Source organism: Basfia succiniciproducens (genome assembly GCF_011455875.1).
Taxonomy (GTDB): domain Bacteria; phylum Pseudomonadota; class Gammaproteobacteria; order Enterobacterales; family Pasteurellaceae; genus Basfia; species Basfia succiniciproducens.
Window position 1 is genome coordinate 244,267 of the sequence record NZ_CP015031.1, and the last position, 16,568, is coordinate 260,834.

Here is a 16,568-nt window from a genome sequence, read left to right on the forward strand (position 1 = left end):
AATAAATGATAACGGTTTACGGTATTAAAAATTGCGATACGGTGAAAAAAGCCTTGAAATGGTTAACGGATAATAATATTGAGCATAAATTGCACGATTATCGTACGGACGGATTAGCTCCCGAATTTTTAATTAATGCGGAAGCACAGTTTGGCTGGCAGACGCTGGTGAATAAACGCAGTACCACATGGCGTAATTTAGACAGCCAAATCAGAGAGAATCTGGAAAAACATACCGCACTTTCAGTTCTCGCCGAACAGCCGACATTAATCAAACGCCCGATTATCCTGCAAGACGGCATCGCATTAATTGGTTTTAATATAAAAGAATATGAAAAAGCTTTTGGTTAATTACGTAGGGTAGGATTGCCAGCCCACCAATAATAAGTGTGGATGATATTATGCCAAATTATCGAAGAGATTTTTCACCGGGTGCAACTTATTTTTTTACCGTTGTTATAAATCAACGTAGTGACGGGCTTCTAATAAAATATATAAATGAGTTTAAGCAAGCTTATCAAGATGTTGTTTTATATTATCCATTTGAAACAATTGCACTAACAGTATTACCTGATCATTTTCATTTAATTATGCAATTACCAGAAAATGATTCAGATTATTCAAAAAGAATTTCCTCTTTAAAATATAATTTTAGTTCATTATTACCAACTTATTATCGTAATGTGAATTTGAGTCGTCAGTTCAAACGGGAAGCAGGTATTTGGCAACGGCGATTTTGGGAACATTTGATCAGAGATGACAGAGATTTGGATAATCATATTGATTACGTGTATTACAATCCTGTAAAACATGGTTATGTATCTCAAGTTATGGATTGGAAATATTCAACTTTTCATCGAGATGTTAAAAATGGGATTTTTGAATTAGATTGGGGAAGTTATATTTCTGAATCTGTCCGGAATTTATATTTGGATTAATTATAAAATCGGTGGGCTGGCAAGCCCACCCTACGCGTAAGAATAAAAAACAAACGAAAAACACAATGATTAATTTTGCACGGTATCCTATTAACTGTTTTTGATATAAAAGAATATAAAAAAACTTTTGGTTAATCGTATATCGTGTAGGGTGGGCTTGCCAGCCCACCGGCTACGAGTGAGAATAAAAAATAAATGAAAAACACAATTATCAATCTTGCACAGGATTTAATCCGTCGTCCTTCAATTAGCCCGGATGATCAAGGGTGCCAGCAGGTTATTGCAGAGCGTTTAGCAAAGTTGGGCTTTAACATTGAATGGATGCCTTTTAACGATACCATAAACCTTTGGGCTAAACACGGCGCTACTTCACCTGTGGTCGCTTTTGCCGGGCATACGGATGTAGTACCTACCGGCGATGAAAACCAATGGAATTATCCGCCGTTTTCCGCTCAAATTGTAGATGATATGCTTTACGGACGCGGTGCGGCGGATATGAAAGGCTCTCTTGCCGCAATGATTGTTGCTGCGGAAGAATATGTTAAAGCTAACCCGAATCATGCCGGAACGATTGCCTTATTAATCACGTCGGATGAAGAAGCGGCGGCGAAAGACGGTACGGTTAAAGTGGTTGAAAGCTTAATGGCACGCGGTGAAAATATTGATTATTGCCTGGTTGGCGAACCTTCCAGTGCGAAACAATTGGGTGATGTTGTGAAAAACGGGCGGCGCGGTTCTATTACCGGCGATCTTTATATTCAGGGAATTCAAGGTCATGTGGCTTATCCGCATTTAGCCGAAAATCCGGTTCATAAAGCAACGAAATTTTTAACCGAATTAACGACTTACGAGTGGGACAACGGCAATGAGTTTTTCCCGCCTACAAGTTTACAAATCGCCAATATTCATGCGGGTACGGGCAGTAATAATGTGATTCCCGGCGAATTATACGTGCAGTTTAACCTGCGTTATTGCACCGAAGTTACTGATGAGTTTATTAAAAATAAAGTGGCGGAGATGTTGCAAAAGCATGATTTGACATATCGTATTGACTGGAATTTATCCGGTAAACCTTTTCTAACCAAACCGGGAAAATTACTGAATGCCGTGGTGGAAAGCCTTGAATCCGTGGCGGGCATTAAACCTAAACTTGATACCGGCGGCGGCACCTCCGACGGACGTTTTATAGCGCTAATGGGCGCCGAGGTTGTAGAGCTTGGTCCGTTGAACGCCACAATTCACAAAGTTAACGAATGCGTAAGTTGCAGGGATTTGGCGACTTTAGGTGAGGTTTACCGACAAATGTTGGTGAATCTGTTGGGGAAATAATATGGGATTCGGCGCTGAAAACCTCACCGGCAAATCCCGTTCCCATTTGTTGAATTTGCCTTGTCCCTTATCAAATAATCATTTCTTGCAGCCGCAAGCGTTAAAGGCTTTTCAGGCATTGCAGAAAAGTGCGGTCAAAAACGGCTTTAATTTGCAGCCCGCCAGCACTTTCCGGGATTTTGCCCGCCAGCAATTGATTTGGAACGGTAAATTTAACGGCGAACGCAAGGTACATGATGATCAAGGAAATCCGCTGGATTTGACCGCACTTTCCTGTTGGGAAAAAGCGCAGGCTATTTTACGCTGGTCGGCGTTGCCGGGAGCAAGTCGTCATCATTGGGGAACCGAAATTGATTTTTTTGATCCCGATTTGTTACCGCAGCATCAACAATTGCAACTGGAACCCTGGGAATATGAGCAAGACGGTTATTTTTTTGAGTTGAGCCGGTTTCTGCAACAAAATTTACCGCAGTTTGATTTTGTTTTGCCTTTTATGCAAACGCCTAAAGGCAAAGAAATCGGGCGAGAACCCTGGCATATCAGTTATTTACCGTTGGCGGAGAAGCTGGAAAAGCAATTCACCCCCGAAATTTTGCTTAATGCCTGGGAAAATGAAGACATCGCAGGTCGCCAAACATTAATCGCCCATTTACCGGAAATTTTCGAACGGTTTATTTATTAAAATATTAGAAAGGCGCCATGTTGGGTCAGTTGTCTTGTAATCAACATTTACTTCTGCGCTAAGGTTTTCACCGTGTTAGCTATATTGACGGAATGGCTGATGGCGGAAATCACAGCGACACCATCGGTGCCTAAGCGACGTAATATCGCGGCGCTTTCCTCTTTAATTCCGCCTATGGCAACACAGGGTTTATCTATGCCCAATTGTCGGATTTGTCGAATAAAATTCATACCGACGACGGGCGAATGATCAGCTTTAGAATTTGTCGGGAAAATTGGGCCGACACCGAAATAATCAATATCCTGCCGATCTTTATTTGCTAATGCTTGTGCTAATGTATTAATTGATAATCCAATAATGGGTTTATTGCGGGCATTGCGCAAAATGGTTTCCACCGCTGTGTCTTTTTGCCCCACATGAATGCCGTCGGCTTGAATGGATAAGGCAAGCTCAACATCGTCATTAACAATAAAAGGAACCTGAAATTGCCGGCATAATTGCAGGCATTTAAGAGCTAATCGTCGTTTTAATTGGGGATCGCAAGCCAGAGATTGCTCGCCCTTTTCCCGAAACTGAAAGCAGGTAATGCCCGCTTCCAATGCCCGTTGCAAAATCGTCAGCAGATTTTCAGTCGGCTCCCCGGGTAAATGGCGGCAATCTTGCGAACCCGCAATAAAATAAACGGAAAGCATGGATTTAATCTTGTTCATTTTGATATGCCCAATGATTTGTCGGTCCGTGCCCGTGGCCGATATTTAACGGATGACCGATTGCCGCCGTAATGTAGCTTTTTGCCGTGCGAACCGCTTGTTCAACAGGCTTACCTTTAGCAAGTTCGGCGGTAAGGCAGGCTGAAAAGGTGCAACCGGTACCATGGGTGTGCGGTGTAGCGAAGCGAGGAGCTTCCAAGGTGAAATAGCCTTTTTGAGTAAAAACCCAGTCTTTGCAGAGCTTACTTTGCGAATTATTATGATGTCCGCCTTTGATCACCACCGTATTTGTGCCTAGTTCATGAAAAATTTGTGCCGCGTTGAAAATATCCGCTTCGTTTTTAATTTGAGTGCCGGTAATACGTTCCGCCTCGGGAATATTCGGCGTAATGAGGCAGGCTTTAGGCAGTATCAAATTTTTTAATGCGGCAACCGCACTTTGTTCTAAAAGTGTTGCGCCGCCTTTGGCGATCATCACCGGATCTAGCACAATATGAGAAAATTGATATTGTTCCAGACAGTCCGCCACACATTGAATAATTTCCGTATTGCCCAACATGCCGATTTTCACGGCGGAAATACTAAAATCCTTCGCAACCGCTCTCAATTGCGCCTGAATGCTGGCGAGGGGAATCGGGTGAATATCGAAAACACCCAGCGTATTTTGTGCGGTTACCGCGGTAATTACCGAAGTGCCGAACACACCGCGCATTTGAAAAGTTTTTAGATCCGCCTGAATACCGGCGCCGCCGCCACTGTCAGAGCCTGCAATAGTAAGCACTTGAGGGATAACCATTATTTTCTCCTTTATCGTTTAAAGAATAATTTAGTGCTGATGGATATTCAAAAAACAATGTTATTGAATAGCAAAGGCGTAAAACGGATATCGGGAGAATGGCAAAATAGCGGTGTGACAATGAGTTATTGAAAACCGAAAAGGCTTGCGGTTAGTTCCCTACGCCAGTATTAGCTGTTTCAGGTTCACGGGTATTATCTCAGCCGCAAAATGCAGCACCCCGACTAATGAGGATTAAGTTTAGAATGATTTAACAATGAAAACAAAACTTTTTATTCGAATTGTGAGCCTGGTCACTAAAAATGATATTCGTCCGTCGGTATTAAAGTGCGGTCATTTTTCGGCATTTTTCAAAAATCGCAAAAAAACGACCACACTTTTATCCGACGATTAAACTTTCCCTATCGCATTTCGAAAAGTTCTTGATGAAAACGACTCGCCGGCAATCCTTGTCGGCATAAATCTTTGCGTAAGGTATCGCCGAATGCTGAGATACCGCAATACCAAAAGCTTGTTTTGGTCAGGTCCTTCACCGTATTGATAATATCAGCTGAAGTCAGGCGACTTTGTTCGGCGGAGCAACGTAAATGCAGATTGATACCGGCTTCAGCCGATTTTTGTTGTAATTCCGCTATTAAAACGGGATCGCTTTCACGATAGCTATAAAACAAATCCACGGTTTGCTTATGTGTTGATTGCGCCAGTTCTTCCAAGCGAGCCATAAACGGCGTAATGCCGATTCCCGTGGCAATCCAGATTTGTTGTTGGGCATCATCGGCGAAGGTAAAACGCCCGTAAGGCCCTTCAATTAACAGCTTGTCATTTGCTTTCCAACGTTGTGCCAAGGTATCTGTGTAATCGCCCAGCGCCTTGATACAGAAACGGATATCCCGGCTGGCGGGATCCCAAGCGGACGCAAAGCTAAAAGGATGCGGTTTTTCCGTATCATTTAACGCGCGAACGAAGGCAAACTGCCCGGCTTTATGCCCTTGCCATGTCGGCACATTGACTGTTAAGTCCAGCCCGTCGATTTTCTGCAACGGACGTGCGGAACGAATAGTTCCCTGATAACGTATTTTTTTACCCGCCAGGTTAAACAGAATCAGCAGAGCGGAAACTGCTCCGACTGCAAGTAAAACCGCCGTTACCCAACCGATAGGTTGATGCCAATATTCGAATTTTATTAAAACTACGGAGTGGAACACCAGTGCAAGATAGGCAGCCGCCAGCCATTTATGAAATTTTACGAACCAGCGGTAAGGGATCTTTTTAACTAAAGAAACGATCATCAATATCAATGCAAGATAAAACGCCCATTCACCGATACTTTCGGCAATTCCGCGCATACCGCCCAGCCATTGTTCAAGCCCGGCGCCGGCATTTTGCCCTAAGCGCTGTCTTTGTCGCAAAGGTCTTTCCAACCAGCCCCAACCAACCATCCATTTGGTTCCGTGAGTGAACCAAAAGTGGGTAAGGGCGGTGATTAATGCGCTGATTCCCAACCATTTATGCAGCCGATAACCTTTGTCCAAACCGTTCAGATAATTCTCCAGCCATCTTGGGCGCGTCGCCAGCAACATTGCTATACTCATTAAGCTTATAGATAAAATTCCCGTGTATTGATTGACTACAAAACGGAAAGAAAAATAGGTGAAAGGCTCGGGAATTAAATCATCAGCAAGAAACCACAATGCGCTGATTCCGATTAAAACTCCCCACAATAAGAATTTTATGTTTTTCATTGTATCCTCCTTAGAATAAGGATTTAAACAGCAAAAATGTTCTTTTGAATAGGGCTTGTTGATGTTTTAAGTATATAAAATAAACAAAATTAAACGATTTATTATACCCAGCACGCAAGCGTACTGGGTTATGCATAGTTGAGCAGCTTTGCTGCTCCTAATTTCACAGCCCCAAAGGGGCGGAACTATGCGTACCCTAGTACGGCTTTGCCGTGCTAGGGTTTCAAAATTAAAATTTATACTTAAAAGATAAACAGCCTCTAGATTAAACAATCTTTTTATTAAGGGAATATTAAGGTTTGGTAAAATAAAAGGCGCATATAAGCGCCTTGAGAGAAATTATTCTTCAATAATAAAATCTTTGAGGTATTGATAAATCTCGCGGTAAGCTTTCGGCGGTTTATTTTGTTCTTTTTCTTTTTGAGCCGAACGAATTAAATTACGTAAATGCCGGCGATCCATTTGCGGATAATCAATCAATAACGCAACCAACCCTTCATCACCTTTGGAAACCAGTTCGTCCCGCATTAATTCCAGTTTATGCAACATTGCCTGCTGTTGGTTATGTTTATTTTCAATTTTATCCAATGCGTCCCGGATTGGTTCCACATCCGTATTACGCAATAATTTGCCGATATATTGTAACTGGCGGCGTTTGGCTTCTTTTACCGAACGGCGTGCCAATTCAACGGCTTCTAATAAGTTGCCGTCTAACGGAATTTTATCTAAGTTGGTTTTGGTTAAATCCACTAATTTTGCACCGAGTTTTTTGAGTTCTTCCGCATCGCGTTTAATCTCGCTTTTGCTTACCCAGATAATTTCTTCTTGCTCTTCCGTTTCCCAATCAAGTTCAGGCTTTTTGCCGCGTTTTTTCATTTTTTTCCCTTTCTACTGATATTTTGCGACATTGTAGCAAATAAGATAAAATGCCACAAATAAAGGTAGAATGAGGATTTTCTCATTTATAACACGTATTTATTAGTTGGGTGAACTGCCCATTTTATAAGGCAAATTATGGAAATTTCGCAAAATCAGACCGCACTTTTAAAACAACAAGAAAAAGCGTTGCGTGATGCCGTGAGCTATGCTGTCGAAATCGCTCAAAAAGCAGGCGCTTCCGCAGAAGTGGCGGTAACAAAAGTTAACGGATTATCGGTTTTGACCCGTTTAAAAGAAGTGGAAAACGTAGAATTCAACAATGACGGCGCATTAGGTATTTCCGTTTATTTAGGTCAACAAAAAGGTAATGCCTCCACTTCGGATTTAAGCAAGGACGCGATTAAAAACGCCGTTGAAGCCGCTTTAGCTATCGCAAAATACACCTCTCCCGATGAATGCGCGGGGCTTGCGGATAAAGAACTGATGGCGTTTGAGGCGCCGAGTTTGGCATTATACAATCCGGCGGAAGTGGACGTTGATCAGGCAATCGAATTGGCATTACAGGCGGAAACGGCGGCGCTGGATTATGATAAACGGATTGTAAACAGCAACGGCGCTTCCTTTAATTCACATAATGGCGTAAGAGTATACGGCAATAGTTACGGTATGCTGCAAAGTTATTTATCCAGCCGTTATTCAATTTCTTGCTCGGTATTGAGCGGTATTGATGATGAGCTCGAAAACGATTATGAATATACGGTTTCCCGCGATTTAAACGCGCTGGAAAGTCCGGTTTGGGTGGGCGAAAATGTGGCTAAAAAAGCGGTAGCACGCTTGCAACCACGTAAGATTACGACTCAGGAAGCGCCGGTAATTTTCTTAAACGATGTAGCAACCGGCTTAATCGGTTCCCTTGCGGGCGCCATTAGCGGTGGCAGCTTATATCGTAAAGCCAGTTTTTTATTGGATCATTTAGGTCGACAAATATTACCCGATTGGTTCCACATCAGCGAACGCCCTCATTTAATGGGCAGATTGGCTTCAACCCCTTTTGACAGCGAAGGAGTGAAAACACAGTCGCGTGAAATCGTTGAACAGGGTATTTTGCGCACGTATTTATTAACGAGTTACAGCGGCCGTAAATTGGGTATGCAAAGTACCGGTCATGCGGGCGGCATTCATAACTGGTTGGTTCGCCCGAATGCAAACGGCGGTTTGGATAGTTTATTGCGCCAAATGGGAAGAGGCTTGTTAGTGACGGATCTGATGGGGCAGGGGGTGAATATGGTGACCGGTGATTATTCCCGGGGCGCCGCCGGTTTTTGGGTGGAAAACGGCGAAATTCAATATCCGGTGGCGGAAATTACTATCGCAGGCCGGCTGAAAGATATGTTGCGCGATATTGTGGCAGTCGGCGATGATATTGAACAGCGTTCTAATATTCAGACAGGTTCGATTTTATTGGAAAGTATGAAAATTTCAGGTAATTAAGAATTATACCTTAAATGATAATAATTCTTATTGACAATAATAAACATTTCATTTAGTATAAAACCATCTGTTAAGAGTACGATTAAAGATAATTTGGTAGGTTATAGTTAGTCGGCATAGATAGCTCCGAACAGGTAGAGTAGAAAGTAAATTCGTTAGGGTACTAAAAAGGCCGGAGTGGTAAAACACCGGCCTTTTTTTATGTTATGATACTGCACTTCATCCGCCTTTTAGTATTGGAAATTATTTTATGAAAAAACATCATGTGGATATATTGATCTCGGAACAAGAGGTTAAAGCGCGAATTCAGCAGTTAGGCGCTGAAATCACCGCTTATTACCGGCAGCAGCAGGTTGAAAAATTAATTGTTGTCGGCTTGTTGCGCGGCTCGTTTATGTTTATGGCTGATCTCGTTCGGGAAATTAAATTGCCGGTGGAAATCGAATTTATGACTACCGCAAGTTACGGTTCCGGCATGACGACGAATCATGATGTAAAAATTACAAAAGATTTAGACGGCGATATTAAAAATCAGCACGTATTAATTGTGGAAGATATTATCGATACCGGCTATACCCTGGAAAAAGTGCGGGAAATTTTAAATTTACGCACCCCGGCTTCCCTCAAAATTTGTACTCTGTTAGACAAACCTTCACGCCGCGAAGTAGAAGTACCCGTCGATTGGATTGGATTCCGGATCCCGGATGAATTTGTAGTAGGTTACGGCATCGACTACGCACAACATCATCGTAATTTGGGTTATATCGGGAAAGTGGTGTTAGAGGAATAAATCTGACTTAACCGATGTAAAGTGCGGTCAAAAAATGAAAAGTTTTGCCGGGCATTTTAAATATAGAAGCCCGGCAAAATTGAAGTTTTAAGTGTAATTTTGTTAATGGTATTCAGGTTTAGGTGCCGCGGGTTTCCACATAGAGCGCATATAATGAGTGACCTGACGCCATAAAAACACGGTTGCGTTTCGATCCGCCGAAGCAGAGATTGGCGCAACGTTCGGGCAAATGAATATGTGCGATTTGTTTGCCTTGAGGATTGATAACAATTACGCCGTCCATATCGCCGGATAGTCCGTTTTGGCTGTTGTTGATACTGCCCCAGCCCGCCCAGATATTACCGTCTTCGTCTACGGCAATGCCGTCTAATGTGCCGTTTTCACCGCCGTCGAAAAAATGCGTTCTGTTGTTTAATTTACCGTCTGTGCTTACATCATAACGGAAAATTTCACGCAGGGCGGGTGTTTCGGAAAAACGTCCGACAATATACAGGTGTTTTTCATCGGGCGAGAAGGCAATGCCGTTCGGCATCAGCAAGTCATCTAATACGCGTTCTAATTTTTCTGTTTGTGGATCAATGCGATACACTGCCGTCGGCTGCTCGGCTTTTGCTTTTTCTCCTTCATAATATCCGTTAATGCCGAAAGTAGGATCGGTAAACCAGATTGCTCCGTTGGATTGTACTGCAATATCATTCGGTGAATTCAGCGGTTTGCCCTCAAAACTATCTGCCAGTACGGTGACGGAACCGTCATATTCGGTGCGGGTCAGGCGCCGGGTTAAATGCTCGCAAGCCAGTAACCGTCCTTGTTTATCGCGCGCCAGCCCGTTTGAGTAATTGGCATTTTCGCGAAATACTGCGGTTTGTCCGGTGATATTGTCATAACGCATAATACGGTTGTTAGGAATGTCAGAAAATAATAAGTATTGCCCGTCACCAAACCAAACAGGTCCTTCCGCCCAACGAAATCCCGTAGCCAAGCGTTCTACGCTTGAGGAATAAAGGCGATATTTATTGAAAGAGGGATCCGACACTTCAATGAGTGGATCGGGATAACGCGGGCTAAGGATTTCAGGCGATGTAATTTCACATTGTTTGGCGAGTGTACTGCCCGTAACCGATAACAATACGCTACCGGCAAGCGTGCGTAATACGCTCCGGCGTCTAAAATTGATTTCGTTATATTGAATTTGTGCATTTGTTTGCTTCGATTCATTCATAGCAATCTCCCATTTGATAAACAAGAAAATCTTTGTTTAGTATAGAAGTTGCAAGGAAAGAGAACATTGATAATTTAACAAAATAAACAGATTTGGTTGCTTAATTTTTGAGCGATTGCACGATGTGTTGTGAACGGGATCACAGAAAAGGGGAATTAAAAGCTAAAAGTGCGGTAGAAAATTTAAAAGTTTTGTACAAACATTTGCTTTTGGGCATTGGTTCCGCAAAAATCTCGAGAGACTGAGCAAAACTTTTGAATTTTCTACCGCACTTTTTTGTTTTGTTATTTCATTACAATAATAGCAAAGACAAAATATAAACGGTGATAATACCTACGATCCCCATGATGAAGGTCATTAGGGTTTGGGTTTTATAACCTTGCTGTGCCGTCATTTTACCGAAATTTGTTACTACCCAGAAATAACTGTCGTTGGCATGTGATACGCACATCGCTCCGGCTGCAATGGCCATCACGCAGAGCGCTGCGGCAATTTCTGAAGTCAGCCCGAGTACGCTCATTAACGAATCCCCGGCACTGTACATGCCCATAATTGAGGCGGTAGTGATAATCGCCACGGTAGAACTGCCTTGTGCCGTTTTCAGCACCGCGGAAATAATAAACGGGAAGAAAATGCCGGTAGTGCTGATAATATGCGCGTTTTGTTTAATATAATCCACAAAACCCGCTTCAGTGATGACTTTTCCTAGTACGCCGCCCGCCGCAGTAATAAACAGAATAGGACCGACTATTTTTAAGGTTTCGTTGGTTAATTCATTAAACTCCGTTATTTTTTTGGTTTGTAACAGCAGAAAAACGGAAAAGATAACCCCAATAGCTAAAGCTATAATCGGAGTACCTAAAAACTGAATAATTATTCCCGTATTGCTGCCGATCTCCGCGATTTTTGCAATAGAGCCTAATGCCATGAAAACAATCGGCATTAAAATTGGCGCAAGACTTAAAAATTTGCCGGGCAAAATGCCGTATTGTTTAAGTAATTGTTCATAGTTTTTGACGATGGCAGCGTCTGCCTGAGCTTCTTCATCAAGGGTTACCCGTTTGCCGATATATCCGGCAAAGAAATAAACGGCTGTCAGTACCGGAATGGATACTACAACCCCCATGATAATAACGAGCAGTAAATTGGATTCTAATCCCAATGCGCCGGCCGCCGCAATAGGACCGGGGGTTGGCGGAATAAATACGTGAGAGGCGTATAAACCGCCGCTTAATGCCACCGCCGTAGCCACGGGATTGGCGGCGATTTTTTTATACAGCGCTTCACGAATCGGATTCAGTACCACAAATCCGCTGTCGCAAAAAACCGGGATTCCCACAATTGCGCCCATAATAAGCATGGCCAGTTCGGGGTGTTTTTGCCCTACAAGTTTAACCACCATATCGGCAAGCTTCAGAGCTGCGCCGGTTTTTTCCAGGATAGTGCCGATAATTGCGCCGAAAATAATTACAATACCGATACTTTTAAAGGTGCTGCTAAAGCCGTCACCAATCATCCCGGGAATTTTATTCAGCTCAATACCGGCAACTAAAGCAAGCGCCAGCGAAATGGTCATTAGCGAAAGAAAAGGGTGAACCTTTAGTTTGGATATCATCCAAATCATGATAATAATCGCGATAATAAAGCTAATAATCAGGGAAATGCCGCTCATAAATACCTCCTGCTATCAGATTGAACTCCGAAAATGATAGCAAGTTTCCGGAATTCGTTTTGTGATCTCAATCGCGAAACGAAAAACCGTTGAAAATTGACCGCACTTTACACAATATCCAAATGTATTCTATGGGTCGGGGACGGAAATGCATTGTTCAGACGAGCAAGTTGCTGCTGTGTTAGTTGCATGTCTAAACAGGCGATATTTTCCTTCATATGTCGAACTTGTCCCGCTTTGGGAATGGCGATCATATTAGGTTGCGCCAGTACAAACAACAGCAATAACTGATATGGCGTACAGTTGAGCTCTTCAGCGATCGTTGTGACTTCCGGGTGACGAAGTAAGTTGCGTTGTAATGAACCGGCCTGAGCAAGCGGGCAGTAGGCGACGGTGGGTATGGCAAGTTTGTCCTGATAAGGTTTTAAGGCGTATTCAATACCGCGCGAACCCAAGTGAAACAGAACTTCATTTAACTGGCATTGATTGCCGTTTGGTAAGGCAAGCAATTCCTGCATATCTTCCAAATCGAAATTAGACACGCCCCAGGCTTTAATTTTACCTTTGTTTTTTAATGCTTCCAGGCATTCGACGGTTTCCGCTAGCGGTGTTGTGCCCCGCCAGTGGTAGAGATACATATCAAGATAATCGGTGTTGAGTGCTTTTAAAGAATTATTACAGGCCTGCTCAATTTTACGTTTATTAGCATTGTTCGGTAAGACTTTGGAGATGAGGTAAAGCGAGTTTCTGTCATAAGGCGCAATAGCTTCGCCAATAAGCCGCTCGGCGCGGCCATTACCATACATTTCCGCGGTATCAATGAGATTTATGCCGTGCTCAATACCATAACGCAATGCAGCGATTTCTTCCTGACGATAATGCGCATTATCTCCTATAAACCAGGTTCCCATGCCAAGTAAGGTCAGTTTATCGCCATTTTTTAATGTGATTTTTTTCATACTTTCTCTATTCTGTAAACAAATTTGCCGACATTGTATGATGCCGGCAAAGGGGATTAAAGATTGATTAGCGAACTAAACAAATTTTTATGAGTTAAATTTTACATAAAGATATTAAAGATCAGTACCAGCGCCAAACAGGAGAAAGCACCGATAAACGAAACCATGGTTTTAGCCATAAATTGATCTTTTACTTCTTTCAAACCGTATAGACCATTGAATACCCAGAAACCGCTGTCGTTAAAGTAGCTGAATGATACCGCACCGGCACAGGTTGACATGGCAACTAAAGTCGGATTTAAACCTAATTGCGGTACAAGCGGGGCGGCCAGGGTGGCGGCTGTAATTAAAGCGACGGTGGCGCTACCCAGCGCAATACGCATTAGCGCGGCAATTACAAATGGAATCAAAATACCCGGGATACCGACGGTCAGAACCGCTTCACCTAAGGCATTACCGATACCAGCATCGCGCACAACATAACCTAACGCACCGCCCGCACCGGTGATGAATAAAATCATACCAGTGGATTTTACTCCGTCTTCAATGGCTTTGTTGGTTTCCGCTTTAGAAAGACGGCGACCTAAACCATAAAGAGCGATTAAAAGACCGATGATCAATGCAATAATTGGATGGCCTACTATTTTTAACAAATCGGCAAAACCATTTTCGATTTTCAGGAAATTAACGGTGGTATTACCTAAAATCAAAATTAAAGGAATTACGATAGGTGAAAATGACAGTCCGGCACCCGGCAGATTCTTATCTTTATAAATCTGTTCTACATTTTCAATGGATTTAATGTATTCCTCTTTAAATTCCTTGCGTTCAAAGTCGGTACCGTCTTCGTTAGGAATCTGATAGATTTTTTTACCGAGCCATTTTGCGTATAGCGTAGACATTACCAAAGTCGGAACCGTTAATATCATCCCCCAAATAATCATCATCCCCATATCGATATCTAAAATACCGGCAACCGCTAACGGACCCGGTGTCGGCGGAATAAATACGTGCGCTAATTGCAGACCGGTTGCCATGGCTAAACCGAGCCCGATAACGCTTTTACCAGTCATACGGGATAAGGATCTGGCAAGCGGGGTTAAAATAATCAAACCGGAATCGGCAAAAACGGGAATGGCAACCACATAGCCCGTTAAGGCTAAAGCCCATTCTTCCTTGGCTTTACCAATCAATTTGATAATAGAGAAAGCCATCTGTTCGGCAGCGCCGGATTTTTCTAAAATTGCGCCCATCATGACGCCGAGACCGATAATAATACCGGTACTGCCCAGCGTACTACCGAAACCTTTAGTGACTGAACTAATCACTTCGGCAAAAGGTAAACCGCCTATCAGACCGGTGGTTAACGAGGCGAGAATTAAAGCAACAAAGACATGGATTCTTGTCTTCATTGCCAGTATTAAGAGAAGTGCAATACCGATAGCCAAACCGATAAGCATTTGCGACATACTAGCTGCAGTTTCCATTTTTTACTCCTTTATTAAAGGGTACAGGTCAAGTTTCAACCGGACGGATTTGCCGTAATTTTTCATTGAATACTTAACCCGTATATCATCTGTTTTAAAATCAAAGCGAGTTTTTAACGTACCAGGCAAGGGCGTTTATTATCAAATGTCCAGCCCGGAATTAAGAATTGCATCGCCATTGCATCGTCACGCGCACCTAAACCCATTGATTTATATAGCTCGTTAGCTTTCATAACCTGATCCATATCAATTTCAATACCTAAACCCGGTTTTTTCGGTACTTCAACCAAACCGCCTTTAATTTGCAACGGTTCTTTGGTTAAACGTTGGTTACCTTCCTGCCAGATCCAGTGAGTATCGATTGCGGTAATATCACCCGGCGCGGCAGCCGCTACATGGGTAAACATAGCAAGTGAAATATCAAAGTGATTGTTAGAATGCGAACCCCAGGTTAAGCCCCATTCGTTACACATTTGCGCCACGCGAACGGAACCCTGCATTGTCCAGAAGTGAGGGTCGGCAAGCGGGATATCCACGGATTGCAATGAAATGGTATGTCCCATTTGACGCCAGTCGGTGGCAATCATATTGGTTGCCGTCGGTAAACCGGTGGCACGACGGAATTCCGCCATAATTTCGCGGCCAGAATAGCCTTGTTCCGCCCCGCACGGGTCTTCGGCATAGGCCAATACGCCTTTTAATTGTTTACCGATTTTAATCGCCTCATCTAATGACCAGGCACCGTTAGGGTCAAGGGTTATACGGGCTTGCGGGAAACGTTTTGCGAGTGCGGTCACTGCTTCCGCTTCTTCAAAGCCGTCTAATACGCCGCCTTTTAATTTAAAGTCGTTAAAACCATATTTTTCATAAGCCGCTTCGGCAAGACGAACGACGGATTCCGGTGTCATCGCTTCTTCATGACGAACACGGTACCAGTCGCACGGATCGTTTTCCTGACTTTGATAGGCGAGATTGGTTTTTTTGCGATCACCGACAAAGAATAAATAACCCAGCATTTCAACGGCGTCACGTTGTTGACCGTCGCCTAATAATGAAGCTACGGTCACGCCTAAATGCTGACCCAACAAATCCAGCATGGCCGCTTCGACGGCGGTTACCACGTGAATAGTGGTACGCAAGTCGAATGTTTGTAAACCGCGACCGCCTGCATCACGGTCATTAAAAGTTTGGCGAACGGTATTCATTACATTTTTGTATTCGCCCAGAGTTTTGCCGATAACCAACGGTTTGGCATCTTCCAATGTTTGGCGGATTTTTTCACCGCCCGGCACTTCGCCGATACCGGTATTGCCGCTGTTATCTTTTAAAATCACGATATTGCGCGTGAAATACGGACTGTGCGCACCGCTTAAATTTAATAACATACTATCGTGACCGGCAACCGGGATAACCTGCATTTCTGTAATAACTGGAGTGCTCATAGTAGATCCTCTTTATTGTTTGTAGTTTAAGATTAAAATCGGATAAAAGTGCGGTAAGTTTTCCGCAAATTTATTTGTTTTCGGCAATTGCTCTTTTTCAGAGTGCTTGCAATCAACATTACAACTTGGTTTATCATTTCACTAATGAATTTCAATAGGGGCATTATAGAAAATTAGCTTGTTTTTGGTATCCGGCGATTATCAGAAGATAAAAGGCTGAAATGCATTTTTATTTGTGCATATGCCTACATTAATGTGATGAAGATCACAAAAATACCTATTTTTAGACGGATTTTGTCTATTTTATAAAAAGAGAATCACATTCAATTGGTCTGAAATTTAGAGCGAATAGTGCGGATGCACATAATAAGTGATTTTAGATAAAATATTTTTGTGATGATATACAGTGTTTGTTTGAAGAAAAGATTTT

Annotated in this window: 16 protein-coding genes and 1 riboswitch; of the genes, 7 read left to right on the forward strand and 9 right to left on the reverse strand. The window is 42.9% G+C overall.

The annotated features are described in order from the left end of the window. Positions 1-5: 5 nt before the first annotated feature. From A4G13_RS01185 to A4G13_RS01200, 4 genes are all read left to right on the forward strand, one after another. Positions 6-350 carry an ArsC family reductase gene (locus A4G13_RS01185; protein WP_090654427.1) on the forward strand — a complete coding sequence of 115 codons (345 nt, stop codon included), beginning with the start codon at positions 6-8 and terminating at the stop codon, positions 348-350. 50 nt (positions 351-400) lie between these two features. Continuing rightward, positions 401-937 (forward strand): REP-associated tyrosine transposase, encoded by a 537-nt coding sequence (locus A4G13_RS01190; protein WP_165898012.1) that lies wholly within the window; start codon positions 401-403, stop codon positions 935-937. Positions 938-1,132: 195 nt separating this feature from the next. Further along, positions 1,133-2,266, forward strand: a complete 1,134-nt coding sequence (dapE, locus tag A4G13_RS01195) for a succinyl-diaminopimelate desuccinylase (RefSeq protein ID WP_090654431.1) — start codon at positions 1,133-1,135, stop codon at positions 2,264-2,266. Between the two features lies 1 nt (position 2,267). Continuing rightward, positions 2,268-2,948, forward strand: a complete 681-nt coding sequence (locus tag A4G13_RS01200; RefSeq protein ID WP_011199854.1) for a M15 family metallopeptidase — start codon at positions 2,268-2,270, stop codon at positions 2,946-2,948. A gap of 47 nt (positions 2,949-2,995) precedes the next feature. Here the strand turns inward: A4G13_RS01200 and thiE are convergent, their stop codons facing one another. Both thiE and thiD read right to left on the reverse strand, forming a co-directional pair. Further along, a complete protein-coding gene (gene thiE / locus A4G13_RS01205; protein ID WP_090654433.1) occupies positions 2,996-3,658 on the reverse strand; it encodes a thiamine phosphate synthase in 663 nt (220 codons plus the stop codon). Further along, positions 3,645-4,454, reverse strand: a complete 810-nt coding sequence (thiD, locus tag A4G13_RS01210) for a bifunctional hydroxymethylpyrimidine kinase/phosphomethylpyrimidine kinase (protein WP_090654435.1) — start codon at positions 4,452-4,454, stop codon at positions 3,645-3,647. The genes thiE and thiD overlap by 14 nt, the downstream gene beginning before the upstream one ends. 139 nt (positions 4,455-4,593) lie before the next feature. Continuing rightward, a riboswitch (TPP riboswitch) is annotated at positions 4,594-4,687 on the reverse strand. Positions 4,688-4,710: 23 nt separating this feature from the next. Here thiD and A4G13_RS01215 point away from each other — a divergent pair. After that, a complete protein-coding gene (locus A4G13_RS01215; protein WP_165898013.1) occupies positions 4,711-4,848 on the forward strand; it encodes a hypothetical protein in 138 nt (45 codons plus the stop codon). Positions 4,849-4,855: 7 nt separating this feature from the next. Here A4G13_RS01215 and A4G13_RS01220 read toward each other — a convergent pair whose 3' ends face one another. Continuing rightward, the gene (locus A4G13_RS01220) at positions 4,856-6,196 is read right to left on the reverse strand and encodes a ferredoxin reductase family protein (protein WP_090654437.1); all 1,341 of its coding nucleotides are present in this window, start codon (positions 6,194-6,196) and stop codon (positions 4,856-4,858) included. Positions 6,197-6,535: 339 nt separating this feature from the next. Further along, complete coding sequence (gene yjgA / locus A4G13_RS01225) at positions 6,536-7,072, reverse strand: ribosome biogenesis factor YjgA (protein ID WP_011199860.1); 537 nt, start codon at positions 7,070-7,072, stop codon at positions 6,536-6,538. Between the two features lie 138 nt (positions 7,073-7,210). On the opposite strand from yjgA, the gene pmbA reads away from it, so the two are divergent. Then, positions 7,211-8,566: a metalloprotease PmbA gene (gene pmbA, locus A4G13_RS01230; RefSeq protein WP_090654438.1), complete on the forward strand. Its 1,356-nt coding sequence runs from the start codon at positions 7,211-7,213 to the stop codon at positions 8,564-8,566. 250 nt (positions 8,567-8,816) lie between these two features. Beyond that, positions 8,817-9,356, forward strand: a complete 540-nt coding sequence (hpt, locus tag A4G13_RS01235; protein ID WP_011199862.1) for a hypoxanthine phosphoribosyltransferase — start codon at positions 8,817-8,819, stop codon at positions 9,354-9,356. Between the two features lie 118 nt (positions 9,357-9,474). Here hpt and A4G13_RS01240 read toward each other — a convergent pair whose 3' ends face one another. The 5 genes from A4G13_RS01240 to gudD form a co-directional block, all read right to left on the reverse strand. Then, the gene (locus A4G13_RS01240) at positions 9,475-10,578 is read right to left on the reverse strand and encodes an SMP-30/gluconolactonase/LRE family protein (RefSeq protein WP_176752347.1); all 1,104 of its coding nucleotides are present in this window, start codon (positions 10,576-10,578) and stop codon (positions 9,475-9,477) included. Between the two features lie 292 nt (positions 10,579-10,870). Further along, positions 10,871-12,250, reverse strand: coding sequence for a GntP family permease (locus A4G13_RS01245; RefSeq protein WP_090654440.1), 1,380 nt, complete (start codon positions 12,248-12,250; stop codon positions 10,871-10,873). Between the two features lie 107 nt (positions 12,251-12,357). Beyond that, positions 12,358-13,209, reverse strand: coding sequence for an aldo/keto reductase (locus A4G13_RS01250; RefSeq protein WP_090654442.1), 852 nt, complete (start codon positions 13,207-13,209; stop codon positions 12,358-12,360). A gap of 101 nt (positions 13,210-13,310) precedes the next feature. Continuing rightward, on the reverse strand, positions 13,311-14,696 hold the full coding sequence (locus tag A4G13_RS01255) for a GntP family permease (RefSeq protein WP_011199867.1): 1,386 nt from the start codon (positions 14,694-14,696) through the stop codon (positions 13,311-13,313). Positions 14,697-14,809: 113 nt separating this feature from the next. Further along, entirely contained in the window at positions 14,810-16,138 is a 1,329-nt protein-coding gene (gene gudD, locus A4G13_RS01260) for a glucarate dehydratase (protein WP_090654444.1), read from the reverse strand. Positions 16,139-16,568 lie beyond the last annotated feature (430 nt).